Below are 24,088 nucleotides of genomic sequence, written 5' to 3' on the forward strand. Positions count from 1 at the left end.
ACAGGATGACGGGCGGAGAATTCCCTTTGCGATAGGATGCGTTGGCTGGAAATGGGGGTTGCGGATAAACCGCGGTGGCAAGCCCATAATGACACTCCTAGAGAGGTCGAGGCGCACACTTCCCAGCGATCACAAGTGTATCACTATAATTGGACGCCCCATCACGAAAAAAGACTCAGAGAAGGCTCTCGGAGAGCCTCGCCCTTGGCGCCGTCCTGATGCCGCGGACACCGCCTGAGATGGATATCGCAGCCGTTCGAGCCGTAGTCGTGACCGCAATGCGAACAGTGCATCCGATACACCGTCTGTCCGGCAAACGACTCCGACGGAAAACCCGTCGAGGCCATGACCACCTGCCCATGCTTGTTCTTGAAACCTGGTGTTGTACTTGGAAACTTTGGCACCTAAACCTCTGATTTCATTCCACCACGGTTTGAGGTGGCCCGACTTACATCTCTCGCAATCGACGCATCAGCCCCATCAACTCCACCTCAAGCTTTCCAGACATTCCCCCGTCTCCCCGCCGGTCCGCCTCCGCGAGCATCGTCCGCAGTTCCCTCTGCCGCCGCTCAACACTCCTCCGCTCGAGGTTCAGCAACGCGGCCTGCACCTGCTCGACTGGTGTCCCGATCCTGCCCGCGGCAGCCTCATCGCCTTGAGATCGTGCCAGCGCACGCGCGAGCATCGAACGCGCCGCGGCGTCCGGTGCCGCATCGAGTGGATTCGAGGGAGCCGGTCCCATCACCAGCGCCTCGAACAGGCTTCCTGCCGCGAGGCCTTCGTACCACTCCGGGTGCTCGGAGAGCGGACCGACCGCTGCTTCGCGGACTGGATCTTTCTCAGTTAGAACAAGCGCTCGCAGAAGTACAGCCTCGGTCTCGCTTATGGGCTCGACCTTCTTTGCCGCGACACTCTGGACCCGCTGCGCCGCGGCCTGCTTCAACTCTTGCAACAGAATCCCGGAATCGATTCCGAGCTTCTGCGCCGCGTCCAGCGCGAACTCGTTCCGCTGGAGCGCGTTCGGCATCCGCCGAATGTGGGGTAGGAGGTAGTTCATTGCCTTCACTTTGGCCTCGGCGGTTCTTTGTGGAAACTGCTGCCGCGCACGATCGATCAGGTAATCGGAGTACCGTTTCGCGCCACGAAGGGCCTCCATGTAGGCTTGAATGCCCTTCTCCCGCACATAGCGGTCGGGATCGAGCCCACCTTCGAGCATGATCACCTTGATCTCGAAGTCTTCTTCGGTGAGCATCTCGATCGACTTCTCGGCTGCACCCACCCCTGCCGTATCCGGGTCGAAGTTGAGCACCACGCGCTTGGTGAAGCGGCTTAGAAGCCTCACTTGCATCTCGGTGAACGCCGTCCCCGAAGTTGCGATGACGTTATGAATCCCAGCCATGTAGACCGAGATGCAGTCCATCTGTCCCTCGACCAGGAGGGCGAAGTCATGCGCCCGCATGTCTCCCTTGGCCTTGTCGAGGTTGAAGAGCACCTGCCCCTTCGTATAGAGCGGGGTCTCCGGCGAGTTCATGTATTTCGCGACCGTGCGGCCTTTGTCGTCGGTCTCGTCGAGAGCGCGCGCTGTAAACGCGATCACACGACCCTGCTCGTTCATGATCGGGAATGTGATCCGTTTGCGGAACTTCGCATAGATCTGCCCGAAGCTTCCGTCCTCGTTCTCCTTCGCGGTAAAGATTCCGCTGGCTCGCATCACCTCTTCGGAGAAGTGTGGCGCGAGACGGTCACGCATATCGTTGAAGCTATCCGGCGCATAGCCGATCCGGAACTTCGCAATCGTCTCGGTCGACACCCCGCGTCCGGTCAGGTACTCCCTCCCTCGCGCAGCCTCCGGAGACTTCAGCATCGCCTCGAAGTATTGCGTCGCCCCCTCATGGATCTCCATGAGCTGCCGTCGCAGTCCAGCTTCCCGCGCCTCCTCCGGCGAGGAGAAGTCCCGCTTCGGCAGCGGAACCCCCGCCTTGACCGCCACCGCCCTCACTGCCTCCGGAAAGCTGACGCTGTCCATCTTCATCACGAAGGTGAAGACGTCGCCACCCTCGCCGCAACCAAAGCAGTGGTAGAACTGCTTCACCGCATTGACGGAGAAGCTTGGGCTCTTCTCCTTGTGAAATGGGCAAAGCCCCGAAAAATTCTGCGCGCCCGACTTCTTCAGCTTCACGTAATCGCCGACGATCTTTACGATATCGGCCTGCTGTTTGACGGTCTGCGCGAAGTTATCTGCCATCGATTCGAGTCCAGCCCCTCAAACCTCAAGTTTAGCCCGTCCGGTGGGCGCCGCCTGTGGAGAGCGCGGCTCGCATAGCTCGATAGGACTGCTGCTGAGGGGGCTGAAAGAGATGCGCCATCCCCATGGGGCCTCCATCCAATCATCGTCGGGGCACAAAGAAACAGACGTCGCCCCAGGAGAACACCTATGTCCGACCACACGCAAAAGCTGTTCGCGCCCGTCAACCTTGGCTCCCTCGCCCTCAAGCACCGCGTTGTGATGGCGCCCCTCACCCGCTCCCGCTCCGAGCAGCCCGGCGACATCCCCGGCCCGCTCATGGCCGAGTACTACTCGCAGCGTGCGTCCGATGGCGGTCTCATCATTACCGAAGCCACCTCCATCTCCCTTCAGGGCCACGGCTGGTACGGCGCTCCCGGTCTCTTCACCGACGCCCAGGTCGAAGGTTGGAAGGCCGTCATCCAGGCTGTCCATGCCAAAGGGGGCCTCATCATGTCGCAGCTCTGGCACACCGGCCGCTCCTCGAACGTCCTCACTCTCGGCGGCGAAACTCCCGTCGCCCCGTACATCGACCCGTCCTACTGGAACGACCCCAAATCGCTCGTCTCTACTAACAATGGCTGGCAGCAGCCCTCGCCTCACCGTGCGCTCACCATTCCCGAGATCAAAGCGATCGTCGAGGACTACCGCAATGCCGCCGAGCGCGCCAAAGCCGCCGGCTTCGACGGCGTCGAACTGCACGGAGCGAACGGTTACCTACCCGACGAGTTCCTCCAGGACGGCAGCAATAAGCGTACCGACGAGTATGGCGGCTCCATCGAAAACCGGAGCCGCTTCATGCTCGAGGTTATGGCGGCGCTGGTCTCAGTCTGGGGCGGAGACCGTACGGCGGTTCGTATCGGACCCTCCGGCCGCTGGAACCATATGTCCGACAGCAACCCGGAAGCGCTCTTCGACTACCTCGCTGGGCAGCTTAACCAGTTTGACCTCGCCTACCTCCACATCGTCGAGCCACGCGTCCGAGGCAACATTGTCTTCGACGAGGGACAGGCCCCGATTGCCTCCGAACGCCTGAGGAAGATCTTCAAGAACAGGATCATCGCGGCCGGTGGCTTCGAACCCGACACTGCTGAGGCAATCCTCGAAAAGGGAGACGCGGACGCAGTCGCCTTCGGCCGCCACTTCATCTCGAATCCCGACCTCCCGCTTCGGATCCGGAAGGGGCTCCCTCTTACCGACTACGATCGCGCTACGTTTTACACCTTCGACGCTAAGGGATACAGCGACTACGCGAGCGCCTTGTAATCAGGCGAACTTGTCATCTCATCTAAAAGCTGCGCTCTGCTCAGAACTTCCTTGTTCCACGTGGGTTGGAATGAACGAAGGAAAGGCCGGCGGCACTCACAAGCCGGTCCAACCCGAACCGCATCCGGTAAGGCCAGACACAACGCCGGATGTGGCGGGTTAGGAGAGACAGCATGTTCAAAGCAGGTACGATTCGCAAGCTTCTGGTCGCAGCGGCACTCGCCATCGCCCCGGCGGCATCGTTCGCCGGGATCTTTATCTCGGTCGGTTTCGCACCCCCCGTTTTGCCCGTTTACGCACAACCCATCTGCCCGGGCGACGGTTATCTCTGGAACCCCGGTTATTGGGCCTACGGTCCTGAGGGGTACTACTGGGTTCCCGGCGTCTGGGTCCAGCCGCCCAGCGTCGGAGTCCTCTGGACGCCGCCTTACTGGGGCTTCGCCGGTGGTGTCTACGGCTTTCATGAAGGTTATTGGGGACCCCACGTTGGCTTCTACGGTGGCGTGAACTACGGCTTCGGCTTTGGCGGCGTTGGCTTCGGCGGCGGGCGCTGGGAAGGCGGACACTTCGCCTACAACACCGCGGTCAATAACGTGAGCGTGACGAACATCCACAACACCTACGTCGACCGGACCGTCATCAACAACGTGACCGTGAACAACCACACCAGCTTCAATGGAGGCCCGGGTGGTATTCAGGCTCGCCCGAGCCAGCAGGAGATGGCTGCCGAGCACGAGAACCACGTCGCTCCGACCTCTGCGCAGCAGAGCCACATGCAGGCTGCCCACGCCAACCCGTCCAACTTTGCCAAGGCGAACGGCGGACACCCGCAGATGGCTGCCGTTAGCCGTCCCGGATCGACTGCGGGAGCTGTTCCTGCCCGTGGAGCGGTTGGAGGCGGTGCAGCTAACCAGCCGCACGTCGCTAGCGGTGGAGCACCGAATCAGCAACAGCGCCCGAATAACGCCGGTCAGCCTGCTGGTCAGGCCAACCATAACGCAGCCACACAGACCGGCGGTTTTGGTGGTGGAGCGAGACCGGCACCGCAGGCTGCCACTCGTCCTGCCCCGGAAGCTCATGCCGCTCCGCAGGCACACCCTGCCCCGCAAGCTCACCCGCAGGCCGCTCACCCACAGCCACACGCCGAACCCCACGGCGGCGACGAACACAAGCGTTGATCCTCACCGGAAGGGCGGCGCAACGAAAGACCAGAGAGACCGGCCCAGCGCCGGTCTTTCTGCGTCTGGCCGCCAGCTAAAATGACTTGGTGGCAAGTTTCCCTGCTCCCTCGGTGTTTATGGATCGTGATCGCATCCGTATCGTCCTCGTACGTGCCCGTAACCCCTCGAACATCGGGGCTGTGGCCCGTGCCATGCACGACTTCGGTTTCCGCGACCTTCGGGTCGTCAATGACTTCCCGGTTCCGCTCGAGGCGGCGAAGTCGGCCATTGATGCGTCAGAGGTGCTCGCGGCTACCGTCGCGACCCCAACGATCGCTGAAGCCATAGCTGATTGCACGCTTGTCCTCGGAACGACCGCAGTGGGCGAACGGGATCTCCAGCATCCGCTACTCGGTCTCGCGGATGCTGCTCCCCATCTCCGAATCGCCCTGACGAATCCCGACGCGCGAATCGCGCTGCTGTTTGGCTCGGAGAAGACCGGCCTCTCCAACGAAGAGTTGAGTCACTGCGACCTGCTTCTTACCATCCCGATGGAACAGTACGAAGGGATGCGGCATCCCTCGATGAATCTCGGGCAGGCTGTGGCGGTCTGCCTTTGGGAGCTTGTTCGACCGGGGAATGCGCCCGAACCTGCCCCCAGTCGCCCGGCTGATGTTGCCGAGATCGAACGCGTCTACGATCTGCTTTACGAAATGTTGGAGCAGACCGAATACACGCGTCGACACGTGGCGACGGCCGACCCTGCGCACATCCGGCGACTGGTTCACCGGATGGCGCTACAGAAACCGGATGTTCCCGCGTGGCTTGGCATATTGCGCCAGACTCTCTGGAAACTCCGTAGCTAACCTCTGAACGATCAACTCCGGGTGGCGATGCGGAGGCTCAGTTCCTTAAGCTGCTGATCGCTGACCGGGCTCGGGGCGTCGACCATGAGGTCGATAGCCTTTGCAGTCTTGGGGAACGCGATGACCTCGCGGAGGCTGGTCGCTCCAGCCAGGATCATCACGATGCGATCGATGCCAAGGGCGATGCCGCCGTGCGGGGGCGTGCCATATTCGAGGGCGTCGAGGAAGAAGCCGAAACGCTCCTTCGCCTCCTCGTCCGACATTCCCAGCGAGCGGAAGATCTCCGCCTGCACATCCTTGCGGTGGATACGGATCGAGCCCGAGCCCAACTCGGTGCCGTTGAGGACGATGTCATACGCGAGTGCCCGGACGGCGCCCTTGTCGGAGACGAGGCGGCCGGACGTGATGTCGTCCTCGTGGGGAGAAGTAAAGGGATGGTGAGCAGCGTTCCAGACCTTCGACTCCTCATCCCACTCGTACATCGGGAAGTCGGTCACCCAGAGGAATTTGTAGTCGGCGGCTGTATTGGTCTTGGTGTAGAGACCGTGCTTGTCGGCGAATTTCTGCCCGAGCTGCAGCCGGAGAGCCCCGACGCGCTTCCAGATCCACTGCGGATCATAGTTCCAAAGAACCGGTGTCCCAGGCTTTGGCGTGATGACGACAGCGAGGTCTTCGGTCGTGAAGGGGCCGGCTCCGAAGACGATGTTCTCTGCCGTGAGCTTCGCCGCGATGGCTTCGGCGAGTGGAAGGAACGCCTCGTTGGTGCGAAGACGCGCCACGTCGAGGAAGTCCAGGCCGGAGTCGCCGAACGTCGCGCGAATCTCTTCCGCGAGGGCGCGGCGCTGGGTTCCGCTCAGAACGCCCACCTTTGGAATGACGAAGCCAAGTACGGGAAGTTCGGGAGCGATCTTGAGCGTCTCACGAAGCTCCGGGGTTAATTCGGCAGTGAGATCGACCATCGCCGGCAGCCGCATATCGGGCTTATCGATGCCGTACTTCGCGATCGCCTGGTCGTAGGTCATCTGGATGAACGGCGCGTTCAGATCGATCCCTGCGGCCTTAAATGCAGCGGTAAGAAAGCCTTCGACCGTCTTGAAGATGGCCTCCTGGCTCGGAAACGTCATCTCGAGATCGATCTGGGTGAACTCGGGCTGGCGGTCGGCGCGGAGATCCTCGTCGCGGAAGCAGCGCGCGATCTGGAAGTACTTGTCGAAGCCCGAGATCATGAGGATCTGCTTGAAGATCTGCGGCGACTGCGGCAGCGCGTAGAACTCGCCGCCATGCACGCGGCTTGGGACGAGGTAGTCGCGCGCCCCCTCGGGCGTGGAACGCGTCATGAAAGGCGTCTCGATCTCGAGGAAGCCCGCATCCGACAGATAGCCGCGGATGGCCTGTGCGACCTTATGCCGGAGCAGAAAGTTCGCCTGCATCTGCGGACGGCGGAGGTCGAGGTAGCGATACTTGAGCCGAACTTCCTCGTTCGCAATGGCGTCCTCGGCTGGCGAGAAGGGGGGCGTCTTGGCGTCGTTGAGCAGGAGAAGTCTGGTGGCCGCGAGCTCGATCTCGCCAGTCGGCATGTTTGGGTTCTCAAGCCCGGCAGCGCGGCGGCGGACGGTTCCAGTGACGGCAACGACGTACTCAGGACGGGAGGCTTCCGCCTTGGCGTGAGCTTCGGGAGCAGCTTCCTTATCCAGAACGATCTGGGTAATACCTGTGCGGTCGCGTAGATCGAGGAAGATCAAATTACCGTGGTCGCGGCGGCGGTTGACCCAGCCCATGAGCGTGACAGTGGTGCCTGCGTCGGATGCGCGGAGGTCTCCGCAGAAGTGCGTGCGTTGGAGCGTTCCTAGAAAGTCGAGTGTCACAATCGTTCTATTGTACGAACTTTGGGAGCTAGAGGGGGTTACCGGACTTGTCTGTGGCCCACGATTCGGTCTGAAAGGCGATGAAGACGGCTACCCACGTGCGGCTGGGATTGGTGTTGAGGGTGGGAATCTGAAGGAAGATGGCTCCGTCCTGCCAGATGCCGTTGTCGTTCGAAAAGGAGCCGATAGGATTGCCCTGGTTCATGTGGATGTCGTGGATGCCGTCGACCTTGCCGGAGTCGGCGTAGGAGCTCCCGAAGGCGTAGATCGTGCTGTTGGGATCCTTGATGGCTTGGGCGATGAGCATGGTGACGCCGTTGGTGAGGGCCTCGGCGCGAAGATTCTCAGGCTGCTTCTTGCCCTTGGCGGCGATGGAGGGTTTGGGCAGGAGGGTCATGGCGGCCTGGGTGATCATGGGTTTGCCGTTGATCTGTTCGCGGACGAAGTCGAGGGCAAGACCGCCGGGCTGACTCTGCAACCTCGTCATGCCCGCGGGAAGGGCGGTGAGGCCGGTGGACTCGGGTGGGACGAAGGTGTGGTCGATGTCGTAAAGGACTTCGGAGCCATCGGAGGAGACGATGTTCACAGCTACGGTGAAGGGGCCGCCGGAGGCCGTGACGCTGATTTGATAGTGTGTTCCGCCGCTGCCTTTGACGATCTTGCCGGCGGTGGGTCTGCCTTTGAGGACGCTGTAGTTGGTGATGGGCATAAGGGGCCTTGTCGCTAGGAGCTAACGCTCCGGATGGATAGAGTTATGTTCGCTTATAAACGGCGAAATAGGGCTGGTTTGATAGCGTGGCATTCAGCGCCGGGTAAAGAGTGGCGTCGTTCTCACTCCGAAGCTCGAAGTAGTATTGGAGCGGAAAAGGCGACTGCGTGTAGGTCGCTGGGATCGAAGCAGTGAACGTGCGGTCGTTTCGTTCCATGCTCACTGAGAGCCAACGTTCGGCGTGGGTCACATGTCGATACCAGAGCGTGGCTTCTAGAACCGGTTGGTCGGCCTTCGCACTGAGTTCGAGATCGCTTCCTGGATGAAACGTCTGCGGAGCGGTGTGACTGAGCGTTGGGGTCCATCGCTTCTTGGAAACATCCAGAAGCGCCGCCCCATCAAGTCCCGTCTTCGCGACGGTGGCTGCAGCAAAGTACTGTTCGAGCGAGGCGACGTCTGTCTCGATAGCAGGAAGACGATCGGCCCAGTGTCCACGGCGCTCGGCGACCGAACCATAGCTCACGTCGCTCATGTAGACAGGTTTCGATACCGCTGAGAACTCCTTCCACGAGGTGAGCGCGATGCGATAGAACTCCATCGCTTTTGCCGATGCCTTGGTGTCACCGGTCATCTCAAAGAGGGAATAGCACGACGCCGTCCGAAACAGTGCCGCGAAATAACGCCCGAGGCCGTTGAGGATGAGAATATCTTCTTCCGCGCGCCGAAACGCCGGCGAAGCCATACGTCCCGCCGTCGTTTTTCTTGCCTTCGCGAGAGCGGTCGTCGACTGCGCCACCATCTCATCGATCCACCGCGCGACTTCGAGTGGGTTGTACTTTGCGGTTGCTCTTTTACTCACGAGCGCCTGGGCATAGCCATCGATGGTGAGAAACAACTGCGGGTCCAGCGGGCTCACGCTGCTGACATTGTGCGGCACAGGCGAGTCGCTATAGAGGGGTTTCCCCTTCACCGGAAGCACGGATATGGGTGAATACATCTCGACCCATAACGAGTGATTCGAGGCCGAGGGAAGCCACGCCGTCGTAACGAGCGGCAAGATGCGGCTGGAGTTCGCGAGCGCGATCTCGATGTGTTCCCCCGAGTCTCCGTAGGTTCGCTTGAGGAGACGTCGATACGCATCGGGTGGGGTGTCGGGGTTGTAGAGATAGCGGCCCCACGCAAAGTACGTCACGTCGAACTTATCGGTATCGAGCCTCGCGGGACCAAGCTGGCGACTCAGGTAGGCATCGCGACCTTCGCTGTGACCTGAACCCTCACGGCCCTTGAAGAAGAGCGGCTCGCAGAGTTCCATTCCCGCAGCGCCACAGAAGTTCGCCGCCCGGCCATAGCCGGAAGCAAGCGCGGGATCTCCCCACAGCAGATGCTTCTGCGTGCCGGGCCACACGCGGTAGAGAAGCTCCACACTGCTTTTTTCATTGTAGAAATCGCCATAGCCATAGCGCGTAAAGTTTCTCGCGCCATTCGAAACCGCAAAGGTTCCTGTAACGTTCTGGCGCGGATACTCGGTCGCCCGGATATCGGCCTGGTGATAGCCAATCCCGAGATGTTCAGCCCAGAACTTCGCGCCGGCTGTAAGACGCATCCCAGTTCCGTGCCCGATCTCGATCATCCTGTCGTCGAGCCCTTTGGCATGCATGTCGATCTCAATCGGCCGACCCGCGCGTGGAAAGGCCTCGAAAACCGTCTGCCAGAAGTCGTAGCTTCCCTCGGGAATACCGCTCTCCCCATGAACCCGAAGAGTGACGCCCCTGATCTGCGGACACCGCTTCAGCAACTCCGAAAGCGCATCGCGGCAGTAGGCAGCATGCGTCACCGGTGTGAGCCCGAGGATGTGATGGTCCGAGTTAGGACTGTCCGTCCATTCGTACGCATGGGTCCACACGCCAAGTTGGAAATCGAGTCCGCGCCGCTCGGTTTCGGCTGCTATGAATTGAAGCATCTCCAGGTTCTTCTCGCGCTCACCCGGTGCAAGCGGAGGATCGACGCGGACATCAGGATAAGCCGCCATCCGCAGGAGATAGGGATAGGGAAAGTGTAGATAGTCACCAGTAACTCCTCTAGGAAAGTCGTACCCAATACCCAGGGTGAAGTTAAAGCGATTGAATCGAGCGAAGGCAAGAGAATCAAGATACCTGCCCCAGAAGACGCGGTCATAGAACCAGGGCTTATCTTCAACCTCCGAGCAGAATGCCCTTGCGACGCTGCGAACCCGGTTTGGTGTCGTCTCAACCAGAGGTTCATGCAACGTCAGTGCGGCGAGAACGTCGTCCGAGGAACGTACCCGGTCGGCGACTTCGAGAAGCCCGTACACCAGCCCACGCGCATCCGTGCCGCTCACGAGCAAAGACCGGCTGCCTTTACCTCCAGGAATGATCGCAAGCATCTCCGGGCTTCGGCCCTGAGGCAACGAAAATTGTCCGACCGTTGAGCTCGAAAAAGAAGCGACCCGAATCCTTATCGACGGCTCGCCATTGCCCTGGGTAGGCATACCGCGCTCTTTGAGCGAAGCTCGCAACTGCTCGATGGCCCAGGCTACGCCAGGCGTCCTGGTCCTTTCATCCGAAGGATCGGCCTCAATCGCGACATAGCCAGAGAACCGCGTCGCCGCTCCCAGGCCATGTCCAGAGACAGAAGTGGCCGCCGCCGCAAGCTGCATGAACCGTCTACGGGTAGTTTCCAGGTTCAACGTGACCTCTTCGCGGCGGCATCCGGTTGGTGCAGCCTAAATCTCTCCGAGCTTCATCTGCTTCACCGCATAATCGCAGGCGCGAGCCGTCATCGCCATATAAGTGAGCGATGGGTTCTGCCATCCCGACGAGACCATAAACGATCCATCGGTAATGAACAGGTTCTTCACGTCATGCGCCTGGTTCCAACTGTTGAGAACCGAGGTCTTCGGGTCACGACCCATGCGAGCCGAACCCATTTCGTGAATCCCCTCGCCCGGAGCCGATGGCGAGTTCCGCAGCGTGATGTCTTTGGCGCCGGCAGCTTCGAGCATCTCGACCGCGGTGTTGTTGGCGTCCTTGAAGAGCGCCCACTCGTTATCGCGCCACTTGGCGCTGATTTTCATGGCTGGGATGCCCCAGGCGTCCACCTTCTCCTTGTCGAGCTCCAAGCGGTTGTCGGGGTTGGAGAGGCACTCGGCGAAGCCAGCGAAGGTGAACCGCCATGGGCCCGGCTGTTTCAGCGACTTCTTAAAGTCGGCTCCGAAGCCGGGGGTTTCGCTGCCACGGCCCCAGTCGTCGCGGGCGCCTCCGCCTTGGAAACCGTAGCCGCGGAGGAAGTCGGGGTGCTTGTCGTTGATGTTGCGGAAGCGGGGAACGAAGATGCCGTTGGGGCGGTTGCCGAGCTGCTGGCGATCCTCATGTCCGGGGATGAGGCCGCTGGCTCCGCTCCCCATCATGTGGTCCATGAGGTTGCGGCCAACCTGCCCCGAGGAGTTCGCGAGGCCGGTCGAGAACTCCGGGGTAGCCGAGTTCAGCAGGATGCGTGCCGACTCAAGCGTGGAGGCGCAGAGGAACACAACCTTGGCGTAAAACTCGATTGGCTGCTTGGTCTGACCATCGATGACGCGAACACCCGTGATGCGTCGCGTATTCGAATCAAAGATGAGGCTGTGTACGACGCTGAATGGCCGCATCGTAAGCTTGCCGGTCTTTTCAGCCGCAGGCAGGGTCGAGTGAATGCTCGAGAAGTACGAGCGGGTGATACAGCCGCGAGCGCACGGCCCACAGTAGTGGCAGGCGTAGCGACCATTGTGGTCCTTGGTGAGGATGGCGGTGCGGCCGATGGTGAGGCGGCGGTCCGGAAACTTCTGCGCGATGACGTCACGCATGTGCTCTTCGGCGCAATTCAGCTCCATGGGCGGGAGAAAGTGGCTGTCGGGAAGCTGTGGCAGGTTTTCGGCCTGGCCGCTGACGCCAATCCAGTCTTCCACGTAGCCGTACCATGGCTCGATGTCCTTGTAGCGGATGGGCCAGTCGATGGCGATGCCGTCCTTGAGATTGCCCTCGAAGTCGTAATCGCTCCAGCGATAGCTCTGGCGGCCCCACATGACGGAGCGTCCGCCGACGTGACGCCCACGCAGGAAGAGGTAGGGCTGGTCGGGCGGTGTGGTGTATGGGTTTTCGACGTCGTCGACGAAGAACTTAGCATTCCACTCGTCGCCGATATGCTTCTGGCGCTCGCGGTGGACCTTCTCGTACTGGCGGTCCCGCATACCGCGGAACTTCACCTCCCACGGTGGGACGTGCTCAACGTAATCCTTCTCGGGAACGATGCTCTGACCCGCTTCGAGGACGAGTGTCTGCAGCCCCTTTTCCGTGAGCTCCTTGGCCGCCCAGCCTCCCGTAATGCCGGAGCCGATGACGATGGCGTCGTAGGTGTTGGTGTTTGCGCTCTTGATATTCGCTGCCTGGATGATCATGCTGCCCCCTTTACCGGGGCGCAGCCGGCGTGTTCTGGTGGAATGATGCTCTTGCCGAGTTCCTGAGAGAAGCCGATCTCGGACGTGTAGTAGCCAGCGAGCGTGAGCTTCTTCATCTGGTAGAAGAAGTTCTGCGGAGGGGGAGCGGCGTGGGTCTGAAGTGTCTTCTTCTGGGCGGCCGCGAACTCCATGGCGGCGGCGTCAAGCTCAGTGAGCAGTTCAGTCTGTTGCTTGGGAGTACAGGAGACAAACACGGCGGAGAATTTAGCCTTCGTCCGAGCGTCGACGTCGTCGAGGCCGGCGAGAAACTCCTGCTTTTCAGAGGGTTCGAACCACTCGGTGAGGAGAAGGTCTATGAACTCGTTGACCTTCGCACCCTTGGCGCCCGGGGTGTCGGTTGCCGGGATGATGAGCTCGGCGATCGTAGTAACGGTGGCGTTCTGGTGCGGGTTCAGGGTCTTCAGCGTGTAGGACTTGGCAACCTTCGCGCTTGCATGGTGGATGGCCTGCATCGCCTCCAGCGGGAGAGCCGAAAGGGCTGCGGTTGAGGCAAGAAGCCTGAGTACTTCGCGTCGATCCATGAAAACTCCGTCCGGGCGTGATTGCTGTTGAGTGCAAATGCACTATCGTCTAGACGATACGCTTCCGTGGGGATAGGTCTCAACGCGGTGATTTGTTCCTACTTTATTTTGACGTGATCCCCGGATACAGGGTACACATGGATCGCCAGGCGGGAACGGAGCGGCGATGAGAGCACAGTTACTGCGGCTCGACGGGGCAATGAGACGCGATCCTGGCATCGATGCGTGGCTGAAGGAGCGCGGGGGAGATTTAGGAGAGATTGCGCGCGAGTGGTTTGAGGAGATGCGGGCATGTGGGGACGAAGTGCTGGAGATTCTGCATGACGGCTGCCCGGTGGCGTGCCTCGGCGATTGGCCGTTCGGTTACGTCAATGTCTTCACCTCGCACGTCAATGTGGGGTTCTTTCAAGGGGCAGGGTTGCCGGATCCTGCCCGCCTGTTGCAGGGCAGCGGCAAGTGCATGCGGCATGTGAAGCTAAAACCGGACACGGCATTCGACGCCACCTCGCTCAGGAGACTCATCGAGGTGGCGTACTCGGATATGAAGGCACGCGTGGAAAACGACTAGCTCAGCACGCGCCCTGAGCAGTCGATCATGCTAGCAGTGCGGCGGTGAGGGCGGAGCGTTCAATCTTGGACTGGATGCCGGTGGCAAAGGTCTTGACAGTGTAGGTATTGGTGGCGGCTTCGTCTTCCCCGAGGATGACGATATGGCGGGCGATCTTGTCGGCGGTGTCGAAGGATTTCTTCAGACGGAAGGTTCCATCGCCAGTCTCAATAGAGAGGCCTTCGCGTCGAAGTGAGCGGGCGAGGGCAAGGGCGGAAGCGTTCTGGGCTGCACCCATGGGGGCGATGTACGCGTCGATCTTGTCTGTGGCGGAGGAGGTTCCAGCGGCCTCGGCCTGGGCCTGCAGCGTGAGGATGAGGCGGTCTTCGCCGATGGCGAAGCCGATACCGGGTGCGCGGGGACCTCCGAGCATCTCCGAGAGCCCGTCATATCTGCCGCCGCCGAGCAGGGCGTTCTGGCTGCCGAGGCCCACCGAGTGGGTGAACTCGAAGGTGGTGCGGGTGTAATAGTCAAGGCCTCGGACGAGGCGTGGGTTTACGGTGTAGGGGACGCCGCACGCATCAAGTGCCGCCAGCACCTGCTGGAAGTGGCTCGTAGATGCCTCATCGAGGAAGTCGGCGATCTTGGGCAGCGCGTTGATGAGGTCCTGGTCGGCCTCGTCCTTGGAGTCGAGGACGCGAAGGGGGTTGGTCTCGGCGCGGCGCTGGTTATCGGGGCAGAGACGGTCCTTGATGGGAGCGAGAGCCTCGCGTAGGGCAGCGACATAGCGCGGTCGATCGGTCGCAGAGCCGACGGAGTTGAGCTGGAGGTTCCAGCCGGTGATGCCAAGTTCGTCGAGAAGAGTGGCAAGCATCTCGAGGACCTCGGCGTCGCGGATGGGGGACTCTGACCCGGAGGACGGCGGGCCAATCACTTCAGCGCCGATCTGCCAAAACTGGCGGTAGCGACCGCGCTGAGGGCGCTCGCGGCGGAACTGCGGGCCGATGTAAAAAAGCTTCTGAAGATTTCCGGTGTCACCCAGCTTGTGCTCAATATAAGACCGGACGACGCCAGCGGTATTTTCAGGCCGCAGGGTGAGGGACTGTGGTTTTTCGCTCGCGGCGCGGGCGCGGTCTTCCCACGTGTACATCTCCTTCGAGACGATGTCGGTCTCTTCGCCCACGCCCCGTGCAAAGAGGCTGGTGTCTTCGAAAAGAGGGGTGCGGATTTCGCCGAAGTGGTAGCGGGCGAATACGGCGCGGGCGGTGGCCTCGACGCGGTTCCAGAGCTCGGTCTCGGGCGGGAGAAGGTCGCGGGTGCCCCGCACGGCCTTGATGGAAGCAGATGACATAAGGATCAGTCTATCGAAGGGGGGCCACTTGACAATCGAGCCCCCGGAGACTCCCACTCGCACCACCTACCACGAAAAACATGTCACTTAAACGCGAATCACCAATAAAGACGCACCCTTCACCACGCGAAGTGGCTAACCGTTGTCCACGTTTACCGTACATTGGACCACGTTCTACCGTACAAAAACGGCCTATTTCTGCTCCGCAAGGTAGATCTTCGTGTAGTCAAGGTAGTTGTGAGCGTACTTCAGAATAAGTTCCCGATCCGCATCCTCAACGGTGCGCCGGATCTTTCCCGGAACGCCAGCGACGAGCGAGCGTGGCGGAATCACCATATGCTCCGGAATGACCGCTCCTGCAGCAATGATGGAACCTTCGCCAATACGGGCATTATTGAGCACTGTAGCCCCAATCCCAATCAATACAGCATCTTCCAGCACGCAGCCGTGAACGGTAGCATTGTGCCCAATCGTGACGAGATCCCCGACGACCACAGGGTAAAGATGTCGCATGCCATGCAGAACGGCGCAGTCCTGGACATTCGATTTCGAGCCAATTCGGATGGAGTTGACGTCGCCACGGAGCACAGCGTTCATCCAGACGGAGGAGTGTTCGCCAAGCATGACATCGCCTATAACCTGGGCGGAGGTGTCGATGTAGCAGGTAGTGGGAATAATTGGGCTTATACCCTGAAAACTGCGCAGCATTCACGCATTTTACGCTTGCGTATTTTCACGGCGGGTTGCATGCTACTGAAAGATTTCCCGGATAGATTCGTAGGATTCCTAAAGGGTAGAGTATTCTTAACATTGCCCAATCAGGGACGGGATGAGGTGTATTTCTCTTGGCAGAGATTCGTGTACAGGAAGGTGAGCCTCTCGAGAACGCGTTGCGCCGCTTCAAGCGCAAGGTTCAGACCGAGGACATCATCAAGGAAGTAAAGCGTCACTCTTTTTACCTGAAACCAGGTGAGAAGAAGCGCGTAAAGGAAGCGCTTGCGCGGAAGCGTAATCGTAAGAAGGTTCGCAAGGAACAGGACTAACTCGCAGGAACTGGAGATTTCTAGTTTGCTGCGTCTGCTAGACCGGACGGCCGCTGAACGTGGCCGTCCGGAAGATTCGACAGAGCGTTTCTCCATCGAGAGAGCGCCATTCGGTAGAACTCGCGCGCAGCGTCCGTCTTCGCTACCCCGCCCGAATTGACCGTCTCTCACATTAGCAGTGCCCGGGCCCCGCTTTAAAGCTTGATCGCTCGCGGCCAGGCCTTTGTCTGCCTGCCGGTAGAGCCATCATCCTTTTTCCGTACGACTGGGAGAAGTGACATGGATTTCGTGGACCGTCTGCTAACTTGTGCCGATTGCCGACAGGAGTTCATCTTTACTGCCGGCGAGCAGCTGTTTTTCCTCGATAAACAATTCAAGAACGATCCCAAACGCTGCAAGCCATGTAAATCGCGACGAGCGAACATGGTGGCTGAGGCGGCTGGCAAAGGTACAGGACCGGCTGCGGCTGGGATCTCGAGGACCGAGACGAGGACCATGTGCTCGGACTGCGGCATAGAGACCACCGTACCGTTCAAGCCGACTCAGGGAAGACCTGTGCTCTGCCGGCAGTGCTTCCAGACGAAGCGCGGTCCGGCGGTGCAGGGCGTCGCTACGCCGGCTGCTGCGACGATGCAGGCTACGGCTGAGCTGGTTGCCGCGGCTTCTAATGTCGCTGCGCTTGAACGCAGTCCTTCGATAGTCGAGATGGCTTCGGTTGCAGCTCCTCAGGCTTAGTTCCCTGGGCTAGAGTATCTGCATGGATGACGAATCGCGTCTGGTGAGGACGCGGAGAGCTATTGGCGACTTCGAGCTCACCATCTGCAGTGATGGAACGTATCTGCTGGATGGCGGAGCGATGTTTGGCGTCGTCCCGAAGCCGCTTTGGGAGAAGCGGATTCGTGCGGATGACGCTAACCGGATTCGGCTTGGGCTGAATACGGCTGTTGTTCGGACGGGACAGCATACAGTCCTGATCGAGACGGGGATCGGGAACAAGCAGAGCGCGAAGATGCGGGAGCTTCAGGGGAATCAGGAGCTTCTGCCGGATTCTCTGGCGGCTGCCGGAATTCGCCCTGAGGAAGTGGATGTGGTGATCAATACACATCTGCACTTCGATCACTGCGGGTGGAATACCACGTTGCTTGCTGATGGCTCGGTGAAGCCGACATTCCCGAATGCACGATACTTTGCGCATGCGGGTGAGGTTGATCACGGACATCTGCAGCTCGATCGGGACAAAGTGAGCTATCTTTCTCCGAACTATGATCCTTTGGTCGATTCGGGGCAGATGGCCTTGATTGAAGGTGATTCAGCGGAGATCGTTCCTGGAGTCTCGGTTGAGTGTTTTCCCGGGCATACGGCGCAGATGATGGCTGTTCACATCGAGTCGAGGTCGCTTTCTGGATCCTCGGTTCGAGCTTGCTATATCGGGGACCTCATTCCGACTTCACATCATCTCGATCCGAGCTGGGTGATGGCTTACGATCTCGATCCGGTGCGGACGATCGCGGAGAAGAAGCGGTTTCTTGCGCGAGCGATTCCGGAGAAGTGGGACGTGTTGTTTACTCACGATCACGAGACGCCGGTTGCGCGGATCGAGATGAATGAAAAAGGCAAGCCGGTGGCACGGGTGCTGGGTTAACGCAGAAAAGCCTCGCCGGGGCGAGGCTGATTCTGAGTGGTGCGAGTTCCAGTTAAGCGGTGGCGGCTACTGCGATCGGGTCGATCGAGACGAAGCGTCCGAACTGACCGCGATCCTGGAAGCGGACCACGCCGTCGATCTTGGCGAACAAGGTGTCGTCCTTGCCACGGCCGACGTTCGCGCCGGGCTTGAGCGGTGTTCCGCGCTGGCGAACCAGGATGGAGCCTCCGGTGACTACCTGGCCGCCGAAGCGCTTGACGCCGAGGCGCTGCGCGTTCGAATCGCGGCCGTTCTTCGATGATCCAAGTCCCTTTTTATGTGCCATTTCAATCGCCTCTTCCGCGCCAGCCCTCGGGGCTCTCAGCGCTCTCAAAATTCGAAACTAAAACCTAAGCAGTCTTTGCTTCCTGCTTGAAGCTGCGGCCGTTGACCAGGATCTCGTTGATCTTGACTTCAACGTAGTTCTGGCGGTGTCCCTGCATCTTCTTGTACTGCTTCTTGCGCTTGAGCTTGAAGACGAGAATCTTCTCGCCGCGGCCCGTGCCGACGACGGAGGCGAGAACCTTGGCTCCGGTGAGCTCAGACTCGAACTTGCCCTCTTCTGCGCTGACGGCGAGAACATCGGCGAACTCGATGTTGCCGTTCTCGTTGGCGGTGGTTTCGATCTTGAGGGTGTCGCCGGGGGTTACGCGGTACTGCTTGCCGCCAGTCTTGATCACTGCATACATAGCTAAAAACCTTGGGCGCCGGAGTACGGCGCTTCCTTTATTGAGTTTACCTGGGGCGCATACAGGAGAACTGCATCGAGCCAGCCGTTCCGGACCACCGCAGTCTCGTTTGCTACCGACCGCCGGGATGGAACTGTAGGCCATGCAACCGGGGTCCGGATGCAATCGCCAAACTTGATGAGTATAGCGTCAATCGCGGGGTGAGGTCAATGGATGTGTTGGAGAGTCTCACCCTGCGCTAAGGGGTACCACTGGGTACCACCCCCCTCCCCATTGCCCGCGCGTAAGTCTTTTGTCTACTTCACCTACAGGGAGGTGGTCCCTGTAAATATGCCAAAACAAAAGGGTTACGGCTAAATATTAGTTATCAAAGGACTTAGATGAAGATAGAGGTTGTAAAGGGATCCTGAGACCCTGATTTCCCTATCAGCTTTAATTGTACGGGTTTGATCGTAACTCGCAGGACATTGCTATCTCCATTTGAATGAATAGTTTATGTCTCCCGGGGGCTTGACACGCGATTTTGCGGGCAAATATGAGGGTCGTTTTTGAAAATATTTTTCGAGCCGGGGCCGAGGGAGTGGACGCACATTGCGTAAGCGAGGTGTGGGGGCACCTGGTGGCTGCACTTTTGGAGCAAACGTTTTCTCCTTTTCTTCGAACAAAAATATTGACAACACTCCGCGCCGTGGAATAACGTCCGCCTGATTTCAAACAATGTCAACGTGCCGCATCGGGGATATCTATAAGTGGCGAGACCACTTAGACCAAGCGGCGCTTGGCTTCTCTCTTTTGTGAGGCAGGTACATGCGCGCTAGCACTCCGAATCTTCCGCTCCCTTTTTCTCGGTTAAAGAGAGCTGGCTTTTCTGTCTCGCAGCACGTCGCAAAGCAGGCGCATCGTCTTCTGCTTGTCGCGACGGTACTCTGCCTGCTGCTCCCTTTTTGTTCGAGAAGTTTCGCGCAGACGGTTTCGGCGACCCTGGTTGGAACGGTGAACGATAAGACCGGAGCGTCCGTGGCGAACACGAAGGTCACTGCGACGGATCTGGCTACGAACACACCCCACACCGCCACGACCAATGACAGCGGCAACTACAGCATCCCGGATCTGCAACCCGGCCTTTATTCCATTACCGTCGAAGCCGCCGGCTTCAGCCGGGAGACGCGTCCGAGCGTGGACATCGTGGTGAACACCACCACCCGCATCGACTTCTCTCTTTCTCCCGGCGCGGTTACCGACACCATCACCGTGACCGACACCGTGCCGGTGATGCAGACTGACCGGGCCGATATCAGCACCAAGCTGGAAGCCGAGAAGATGGAGAACCTTCCGATCGGCGTCAACCGCAACTTCCAATCGCTGCTGAACCTTGTGCCTGGAACGACGCCCGCCAGCTTTCAGCACTCGCAATTCTTCAACGCCCAGAGCTCGCTCCAGACCGAGGTGAACGGAACCCCGCGCATGGGCAACAGCTACCAGATCGAAGGCATCGACGACGACGAACGTACTGGCCTTCTGCAGATCATGATCCCTCCTGCCGACGCCATTGCGACCGTCGACGTGTCGACGAACAACTTTGAAGCCGAGCTTGGGCGCGCTATCGGGGCCGTCACGAATGTGACGCTGAAGTCCGGTGCCAACAAGTTTCACGGCAGCGCCTCGGAGTATCTGCAGAACAGCGACCTGAACGCGCGTTCCTACTTCGCCTCCTCGGTTGGTCACCTCGCCTATAACTACTTCGGCGGAAACATTAGCGGACCAATCTTCCGGAACAAGCTTTTCTTTTATGGGGACTACTTCCGCACCTCTGACCACGAAGCGAACGCGAACACGATGACGATTCCGTTCCAGAAGTACTACACGCCGAACGCGGCGGGCTTCGTCGATCTCAGCGATCTGTTGAACACGACCACGGGCAAGGGCCAGATTTACGATCCGGCGACGGGTAACCCGCTTACCGGAGCGGGTAGAACGCCTTTTGCTGGAAACCTCATTCCCTACAGCCGCGTGAACCCTGTCTCGATTGCGTTGCTGAAGCTTCTTCCTGCTCCCAATACCAACGCGACGACCCTTTCGAGCCCCTCAAATAACTACTTCGCCACCCTGCCATTCCAGAAGGCCTCGGATACGTACGACGCCAAGATCGACTACCAGCTTTCCTCGAAAGACCACCTCAGCTACCGCTACGGTTACCAGAAGAGCAACGTCTTCCAGGCGCCGGTTTTCGGCTCTGTCGGCGGCGGACCGGCGAATGGCGCGTTCGCGGGAACGGGTATTCAGAACGCGTATTCGACTGGCCTGAATTACGACCGGGCCTTCTCCTCCACGCTGTTGACCGAAGTCCGTGTCGGCGTCGCCCACTACCGCAGCAGCGCTACCCCAACCGACTATGGATCGAACGACGCGACGAACATCGGCATTCCCGGTGTGAACATCAACCCGTTTACGAGCGGCCAGGTGGGGATCAGCCTCGGCAGCTTCAGTTCGCCCATCATCGGCTATTCCGCCTCCGTGCCGTGGGTTCGTGGGGAGACCAACATCGACGTCGTGAACCATTGGACGAAGATCATCGGCAATCACACGATCAAGTTCGGCGGCGATCTTCGCCGCATCCGGGATGAACTTCTGCAAGACCAGACCTTCAGCCCGCGCGGCGTGATTACGTTCGGCGAGAACCAGACTTCGATTCCCGGGGGCTCGACAAACGCGGCGAACGACATGGCCTCCATGCTGCTCGATGTTCCGAGCGGGGTGGGCCGCGACATCAACACCTTCACGCCCGACCTCCGCGCGTGGTGGATCTTCTCCTTCGCGGGAGATAAGTGGCAGGCGACCTCAAAGCTGACGGTCGACTATGGCGTGCGCTGGGAGATCTATCCTCCGATGACTCCGGCACATCCGTCGGGCTTCTCGAACTACATTCCGACGAACAACACGCTCGTCCTCGCGGGCGTGGGTGGAAACCCATCGAATATGGGGCTGAAGAACCACTACGGCTACTTCGCCCCGCGCACCGGTTTTGCTTACCGGGCGACGGAGGGAACGGTGATTCGCGGTGGGTTCGGCATCAGCTATACGCCGTTCCCGGATAACAGCTACGCGTATAACTATCCGGTGCGGGCGAACAACCAATACAGCACATGCAACTCCGGCTACCAGGCAGCGGTTTATACCTGCACGAACAACGTCGCCGGAGCGATCGTTACCTACCAGGCTGGTTTTCCGGCTCCGGTCGCCGTTCCCATTCCTTCGAATGGCATTATTACCGCTACGGGCAACGCGCAGCTTACCTCGCAGTCCTATAACTACATCCCGCTGAACTATCAGAACCCCTATGTCGAGAGCTGGAACATGGCGATCCAGCAGGCTCTGCCTGGGCAGTTCTCGATGCAGCTTGCCTATGTCGCGAATCACGGCGTGCATATCGCTACGGCGCAGAATATCAACCTTGGCGATCGTCTGAACTGCGGGACGGCCTGCTACCCGGGCGTGGTCGCGGGCTTTAGCCGCACTGCCGGGACGACGGAATACTTCATTGGTAACTCGAGCAACTATCAGTCGCTGCAACTGCAGATATCCCGGCGGCTGACCAACGGACTTTCCTCAACCTCCGCCTTCACCTGGGGCAAGGGACTTGGCTACCAGGGCGGCGACGACGGCGGCTACAGCTTCAGCCTGCAGACGAGGAGGAACTACGCTCCGAACGACTACGATCGTCGCTTGAATTTCGAGCAGTCGGCGACGTATGAGCTTCCGTTCGGACCGGGCAAGAGGTTCCTGCATGATGGCATTCTGGCCCACACGATCGGAGGCTGGAAGCTCTCCGGGATCCTCTCGCTGGTCACGGGAACGCCGTTTACGGTGACGGCAAACGGCGGCAACATCAATACCGGCGGTGAGACCCAGACGGCGAACCTCAGCGGTGTCTACCGCGTGCTGCATGGGATCGGGAGCGGACACAACTGGTTCGATCCGACGCAGTTCTCGCAGCCGGCCGGATGTGCCGGGTATGCGACCGCGACTCCGACGACCGTGACCTGCCCACTGATCGCGGGGCAGACGATCGGCAACCTGGGGCGGAATACGTTCTACGGGCCGGGCTTTATCCAGGACAATCTTTCCCTCTTCAAGACCTTCAGTCTTTATGAGGGATTCACCCTGGACGTTCGTGCGGATGCCTTCCAGCTTTCGAACACGCCACAGTTTGCCAACCCATCCGCATCGCTGACCAGCACGACATTTGGGCAGATTACGGGTGTTGTGGGAAGCGGCACGGGAGCGAATGGGGTAGGGGGCGGACGGTCGCTGCAGCTGGCGGCGATTTTGAAGTTCTGACCGGGAGCCCGTGGTATCGAGTGCCTCAGGGGTTGTCTGAAGGGGTGGTCTGAATTCGGTTCAGACGATTTTGATTATTACTGTTGACGATATATCGGCGGTGGATATAATTGAACGCATGAGCGCGGTATCTTCCGAGACGAACGAATCTTCGCCGCTTACGCCAGCCGTGTTTGCGATTCTGCTGGCGTTGGCGGATGGCGAGAAGCATGGGTACGCCATCATGCAGGAGGCAAGAGAACACACGCCGATGGGGCCGGGGACACTTTACGGTTCGCTGGACCGGCTGTTGGCGAGCGGCATGGTCGAAGAGACGGGGGTAGACGGAGACGCTCGGAGACGCTTTTACAAACTGACTGATGGCGGAGTTCGGGCTCTCGCTTTGGAAACCGTTCGGCTGGAGCGGGCGAGCGCGAGGGCGCGGGCGAAGGGTGTGCGGTCGATCGAGGTGAGAGCATGACCATGAAGATCCGTGAGGCGTTCTTTCTGCGTTGCTACGGAGCGGCGCTGCATCTGTATCCGAAGAAGTTTCGGGAGCGCTACGGAGCGCAGATGATGGATGCGGTTCGGCTGGACCGGGCGAGGTCGGCGAATGATTTCTTTCTCGGGCTCTCCCTGGCATGGGATGGCGGACGGGCCGCGATCGGAGAGCATCTGCGCGAAGCGAGCCTGGTTCGCCCAGGATACGCGGCGTTGTTTGCCACGTTTTTTACTTTTTTGCTGCTTGTGGCTTCTGTCACGTTTCAGAATGTGTTGCGCATCGGGGCCGACCGGCAGCCGCAACGACTCACTTCCAGCGTACGGCGGCAGATAGCACAGGGATCGAGTGGCACGGATTTCCTGGGTGGATTGAAGATGGAGCTGAGCTCGAAGGCGTGGCTTGAGAGTTCCACTCCGTTTGCGGTGGTCTACGACTCCTCAGGAGCGGCGGTCACCGGGAATGCGACACTTCGGGGATTGCTGCCGCAACCTCCATCTGGAATCTTCGCTCAGATACGGGCCAAAGGAACGGATAAGGTCACCTGGCAGCCGGCTGCGGATTTGCGGATTGCGTTGGTCGGTCAGAGGCTTCCGGACGGTGGTTACGTGCTGGCAGGCCAAAGCTTGATCGTCTCCGAGAAGCGGGAGATCGAGTTTCATCGGCTCTTGATCTGGATGTGGGTGGCTATGCTGGCGGGTGTGGCGCTTTCTCTGGCTTTTGGCTGGAGGAGGACGGATCGAGACGGTTTGGCTCGCGGTTAGTGGGCCTCATTGCGGT

General features: G+C 59.8%; 20 protein-coding genes and 1 pseudogene. 11 read left to right on the top strand and 10 right to left on the bottom strand.

The genetic code is table 11. The features are described from left to right. Window positions 1–448: 448 nt before the first annotated feature. The gene (gene dnaG, locus GRAN_RS09765) at window positions 449–2,245 is read right to left on the bottom strand and encodes a DNA primase (protein WP_128912685.1); all 1,797 of its coding nucleotides are present in this window, start codon (window positions 2,243–2,245) and stop codon (window positions 449–451) included. Between the two features lie 189 nt (window positions 2,246–2,434). On the opposite strand from dnaG, the gene GRAN_RS09770 reads away from it, so the two are divergent. The 3 genes from GRAN_RS09770 (at window position 2,435) to GRAN_RS09780 (ending at window position 5,576) form a co-directional block, all read left to right on the top strand. Then, on the top strand, window positions 2,435–3,550 hold the full coding sequence (locus GRAN_RS09770; RefSeq protein ID WP_128912686.1) for an alkene reductase: 1,116 nt from the start codon (window positions 2,435–2,437) through the stop codon (window positions 3,548–3,550). A 173-nt stretch (window positions 3,551–3,723) separates the two neighbouring features. After that, the gene (locus tag GRAN_RS09775; protein WP_192897989.1) at window positions 3,724–4,728 is read left to right on the top strand and encodes a YXWGXW repeat-containing protein; all 1,005 of its coding nucleotides are present in this window, start codon (window positions 3,724–3,726) and stop codon (window positions 4,726–4,728) included. Between the two features lie 89 nt (window positions 4,729–4,817). Next, on the top strand, window positions 4,818–5,576 hold the full coding sequence (locus GRAN_RS09780) for an RNA methyltransferase (RefSeq protein WP_241654440.1): 759 nt from the start codon (window positions 4,818–4,820) through the stop codon (window positions 5,574–5,576). A gap of 11 nt (window positions 5,577–5,587) precedes the next feature. On the opposite strand, the gene aspS is transcribed toward GRAN_RS09780, so the two are convergent. The 5 genes from aspS to GRAN_RS09805 are packed head-to-tail and all read right to left on the bottom strand — an operon-like array spanning window position 5,588 to window position 13,181. Then, complete coding sequence (gene aspS / locus GRAN_RS09785; RefSeq protein WP_128912689.1) at window positions 5,588–7,441, bottom strand: aspartate--tRNA ligase; 1,854 nt, start codon at window positions 7,439–7,441, stop codon at window positions 5,588–5,590. Between the two features lie 28 nt (window positions 7,442–7,469). Then, window positions 7,470–8,150: a YukJ family protein gene (locus GRAN_RS09790; protein ID WP_128912690.1), complete on the bottom strand. Its 681-nt coding sequence runs from the start codon at window positions 8,148–8,150 to the stop codon at window positions 7,470–7,472. Between the two features lie 43 nt (window positions 8,151–8,193). Beyond that, window positions 8,194–10,857, bottom strand: coding sequence for a hypothetical protein (locus tag GRAN_RS09795; RefSeq protein WP_128912691.1), 2,664 nt, complete (start codon window positions 10,855–10,857; stop codon window positions 8,194–8,196). A gap of 36 nt (window positions 10,858–10,893) precedes the next feature. Continuing rightward, window positions 10,894–12,600: a GMC oxidoreductase gene (locus tag GRAN_RS09800; RefSeq protein WP_128912692.1), complete on the bottom strand. Its 1,707-nt coding sequence runs from the start codon at window positions 12,598–12,600 to the stop codon at window positions 10,894–10,896. Further along, a complete protein-coding gene (locus GRAN_RS09805; RefSeq protein ID WP_128912693.1) occupies window positions 12,597–13,181 on the bottom strand; it encodes a gluconate 2-dehydrogenase subunit 3 family protein in 585 nt (194 codons plus the stop codon). The genes GRAN_RS09800 and GRAN_RS09805 overlap by 4 nt, the downstream gene beginning before the upstream one ends. A 166-nt stretch (window positions 13,182–13,347) precedes the next feature. Between GRAN_RS09805 and GRAN_RS09810 the strand changes: the two genes are divergently transcribed. Beyond that, the gene (locus GRAN_RS09810; protein WP_128912694.1) at window positions 13,348–13,749 is read left to right on the top strand and encodes a DUF1801 domain-containing protein; all 402 of its coding nucleotides are present in this window, start codon (window positions 13,348–13,350) and stop codon (window positions 13,747–13,749) included. Window positions 13,750–13,774: 25 nt separating this feature from the next. Here the strand turns inward: GRAN_RS09810 and hisS are convergent, their stop codons facing one another. Then, a complete protein-coding gene (gene hisS, locus GRAN_RS09815) occupies window positions 13,775–15,079 on the bottom strand; it encodes a histidine--tRNA ligase (protein ID WP_128912695.1) in 1,305 nt (434 codons plus the stop codon). A gap of 192 nt (window positions 15,080–15,271) precedes the next feature. Further along, window positions 15,272–15,787, bottom strand: coding sequence for a gamma carbonic anhydrase family protein (locus GRAN_RS09820; RefSeq protein ID WP_128912696.1), 516 nt, complete (start codon window positions 15,785–15,787; stop codon window positions 15,272–15,274). Window positions 15,788–15,924: 137 nt separating this feature from the next. Between GRAN_RS09820 and rpsU the strand changes: the two genes are divergently transcribed. The 4 genes and pseudogenes from rpsU (at window position 15,925) to GRAN_RS09835 (ending at window position 17,764) form a co-directional block, all read left to right on the top strand. Next, window positions 15,925–16,122: a 30S ribosomal protein S21 gene (rpsU, locus tag GRAN_RS09825; RefSeq protein ID WP_013581735.1), complete on the top strand. Its 198-nt coding sequence runs from the start codon at window positions 15,925–15,927 to the stop codon at window positions 16,120–16,122. 279 nt (window positions 16,123–16,401) lie between these two features. Continuing rightward, window positions 16,402–16,533: pseudogene (locus GRAN_RS26635) on the top strand (zinc-ribbon domain containing protein); the annotation flags it as partial. 12 nt (window positions 16,534–16,545) lie between these two features. Next, entirely contained in the window at window positions 16,546–16,857 is a 312-nt protein-coding gene (locus tag GRAN_RS09830) for a CxxC-x17-CxxC domain-containing protein (protein ID WP_241654493.1), read from the top strand. A gap of 22 nt (window positions 16,858–16,879) precedes the next feature. Next, complete coding sequence (locus tag GRAN_RS09835) at window positions 16,880–17,764, top strand: MBL fold metallo-hydrolase (protein ID WP_128912698.1); 885 nt, start codon at window positions 16,880–16,882, stop codon at window positions 17,762–17,764. Window positions 17,765–17,816: 52 nt separating this feature from the next. Here the strand turns inward: GRAN_RS09835 and rpmA are convergent, their stop codons facing one another. Together rpmA and rplU are read right to left on the bottom strand one after the other, a co-directional pair. Beyond that, window positions 17,817–18,089, bottom strand: a complete 273-nt coding sequence (gene rpmA, locus GRAN_RS09840) for a 50S ribosomal protein L27 (protein WP_128912699.1) — start codon at window positions 18,087–18,089, stop codon at window positions 17,817–17,819. 64 nt (window positions 18,090–18,153) lie between these two features. Continuing rightward, window positions 18,154–18,492: a 50S ribosomal protein L21 gene (gene rplU / locus GRAN_RS09845; RefSeq protein WP_128912700.1), complete on the bottom strand. Its 339-nt coding sequence runs from the start codon at window positions 18,490–18,492 to the stop codon at window positions 18,154–18,156. A gap of 933 nt (window positions 18,493–19,425) precedes the next feature. Between rplU and GRAN_RS09850 the strand changes: the two genes are divergently transcribed. The 3 genes from GRAN_RS09850 (at window position 19,426) to GRAN_RS09860 (ending at window position 24,072) form a co-directional block, all read left to right on the top strand. Continuing rightward, window positions 19,426–22,830 carry a TonB-dependent receptor gene (locus GRAN_RS09850; protein ID WP_479680601.1) on the top strand — a complete coding sequence of 1,135 codons (3,405 nt, stop codon included), beginning with the start codon at window positions 19,426–19,428 and terminating at the stop codon, window positions 22,828–22,830. Window positions 22,831–22,948: 118 nt separating this feature from the next. Further along, the gene (locus GRAN_RS09855; protein WP_128912702.1) at window positions 22,949–23,290 is read left to right on the top strand and encodes a PadR family transcriptional regulator; all 342 of its coding nucleotides are present in this window, start codon (window positions 22,949–22,951) and stop codon (window positions 23,288–23,290) included. Then, window positions 23,287–24,072 (top strand): hypothetical protein, encoded by a 786-nt coding sequence (locus GRAN_RS09860; protein ID WP_128912703.1) that lies wholly within the window; start codon window positions 23,287–23,289, stop codon window positions 24,070–24,072. Before GRAN_RS09855 ends, GRAN_RS09860 begins: the two co-directional genes overlap by 4 nt. Window positions 24,073–24,088: the final 16 nt, after the last annotated feature.

It is taken from the genome of Granulicella sibirica (assembly GCF_004115155.1).
Taxonomy (GTDB): Bacteria; Acidobacteriota; Terriglobia; order Terriglobales; family Acidobacteriaceae; genus Edaphobacter; species Edaphobacter sibiricus.

Excerpts from the sequence above, each read along its gene's own strand:
- GRAN_RS09820 (WP_128912696.1), bottom strand. The coding sequence starts at position 15,787 with ATGCTGCGCAGTTTTCAGGGTATAAGCCCAATTATTCCCACTACCTGC.
- GRAN_RS09860 (WP_128912703.1), top strand. The coding sequence starts at position 23,287 with ATGACCATGAAGATCCGTGAGGCGTTCTTTCTGCGTTGCTACGGAGCG.
- GRAN_RS09805 (WP_128912693.1), bottom strand. The coding sequence starts at position 13,181 with ATGGATCGACGCGAAGTACTCAGGCTTCTTGCCTCAACCGCAGCCCTT.
- GRAN_RS09800 (WP_128912692.1), bottom strand. The coding sequence starts at position 12,600 with ATGATCATCCAGGCAGCGAATATCAAGAGCGCAAACACCAACACCTAC.
- dnaG (WP_128912685.1), bottom strand. The coding sequence starts at position 2,245 with ATGGCAGATAACTTCGCGCAGACCGTCAAACAGCAGGCCGATATCGTA.
- rpmA (WP_128912699.1), bottom strand. The coding sequence starts at position 18,089 with ATGGCACATAAAAAGGGACTTGGATCATCGAAGAACGGCCGCGATTCG.
- GRAN_RS09810 (WP_128912694.1), top strand. The coding sequence starts at position 13,348 with ATGAGAGCACAGTTACTGCGGCTCGACGGGGCAATGAGACGCGATCCT.
- GRAN_RS09790 (WP_128912690.1), bottom strand. The coding sequence starts at position 8,150 with ATGCCCATCACCAACTACAGCGTCCTCAAAGGCAGACCCACCGCCGGC.
- GRAN_RS09770 (WP_128912686.1), top strand. The coding sequence starts at position 2,435 with ATGTCCGACCACACGCAAAAGCTGTTCGCGCCCGTCAACCTTGGCTCC.
- GRAN_RS09835 (WP_128912698.1), top strand. The coding sequence starts at position 16,880 with ATGGATGACGAATCGCGTCTGGTGAGGACGCGGAGAGCTATTGGCGAC.
- rplU (WP_128912700.1), bottom strand. The coding sequence starts at position 18,492 with ATGTATGCAGTGATCAAGACTGGCGGCAAGCAGTACCGCGTAACCCCC.
- hisS (WP_128912695.1), bottom strand. The coding sequence starts at position 15,079 with ATGTCATCTGCTTCCATCAAGGCCGTGCGGGGCACCCGCGACCTTCTC.
- GRAN_RS09775 (WP_192897989.1), top strand. The coding sequence starts at position 3,724 with ATGTTCAAAGCAGGTACGATTCGCAAGCTTCTGGTCGCAGCGGCACTC.
- GRAN_RS09830 (WP_241654493.1), top strand. The coding sequence starts at position 16,546 with ATGGTGGCTGAGGCGGCTGGCAAAGGTACAGGACCGGCTGCGGCTGGG.
- GRAN_RS09855 (WP_128912702.1), top strand. The coding sequence starts at position 22,949 with ATGAGCGCGGTATCTTCCGAGACGAACGAATCTTCGCCGCTTACGCCA.